Source organism: Dietzia sp. B44, assembly GCF_014145245.1.
Classification (GTDB): Bacteria; Actinomycetota; Actinomycetes; order Mycobacteriales; family Mycobacteriaceae; genus Dietzia; species Dietzia natronolimnaea.
In genome coordinates this window covers 1-1,201 of sequence record NZ_JAALEF010000430.1, presented here as the reverse complement: position 1 = coordinate 1,201, position 1,201 = coordinate 1, and the positions used below count along the sequence as shown (strand labels likewise).

At 70.9% G+C, this 1,201-nt stretch carries 1 protein-coding gene; it reads left to right on the top strand.

Annotated elements, in window-relative coordinates:
• The coding region (locus G6017_RS13550; protein ID WP_182610045.1) for an acyltransferase domain-containing protein at window positions 1-1,201 on the top strand (1,201 nt) is incomplete at both ends.

Below are 1,201 nucleotides of genomic sequence, written 5' to 3'. Positions count from 1 at the left end.
GGGGCTGCGCGCCCTGGCGGCCGGCGACCCCGGCCCCGGCGTCTTCAGCGCGGACGCCCCCGCCGGCACCGGTGACGTCTGGGTGTTCTCGGGCTTCGGTGCCCAGCACCGCAAGATGGCCAAGGAGCTGTACCTGTCCAACCCGCTGTTCGCCTTGTGCCTGGACGCGGTGGACGAGCTCATCGACTTCGAGGCCGGCTACCGGATGGTCGAGATGTTCCTCGACGACTCGGTCACCTACGAGGTGGAGAACGCGCAGGTCGGCATCTTCGCCGTCCAGGTCGCGCTGGTCGACACGCTCAAGGCGCTCGGCGCCAAGCCCGAGGCCGTGATCGGCCACTCGATGGGCGAGGTCGCCGCCGCCTATGCGGCGGGCGGGCTGAGTCTCGAGGACGCGGTGCGGGTGATCTGCGTCCGCTCGCGCCTCATGGGCGACGCCGAGCAGCAGGTCTCCGACGAGGACGCCGGCGCCATGGCGCTGGTCGAGTACTCGGCCGAGGAGATCGCGCAGATCATCGCCGACAACCCGCAGTTCGCCTCGATCGAGCCCGCGGTCTACGCCGCGCCCACCCACACCACGGTCGGCGGCCGCGCCAAGCCCGTGGCCGAGTTCGTGGCCTGGGTCGAGGAGCAGGGCAAGTTCGCCCGCCAGCTCCAGGTCCGCGGGGCCGGGCACACCTCCGACGTCGACATGCTGCTGGGTGAGCTCGCCGCCGAGATCGCGGGCCTGGAGCCTCGCGAACTCCGATCCGGCCTGTTCTCCTCCGTGGACAAGGAGACCTTCTACCGCGCCGGCCACGAGCCGATCCACGCCGAGGAGTACTGGGTCAAGGGCATGCGGCACTCGGTGTGGTTCACCCACGCCGTGCGCAAGGCCGTCGAGGCCGGGTACGTGACGTTCCTGGAGTTCGCGCCCAACCCGGTCGCCGCGATGTCCGTGGCGGCGACCTGCTTCGACGCCGGCCTGATGGAGCCCAACCTGCTCCACACGCTCAAGCGCAAGGAGTCCGAGGCCGACACCCTGCTCCACGCGATCGCCCAGCTCTATGTCCACGGCCACGAGGTCAACATGGACCAGGTCGTGGAGATGCTGCACGGCTACGTCACCGGTCCCGGTCGCTACGCCGCGGTGCCGGGCACGGCGTGGAAGCGACGGACGCTGTGGCCGACCGTCACCGCCGGTGGCGGGTCGGGCGAGGGC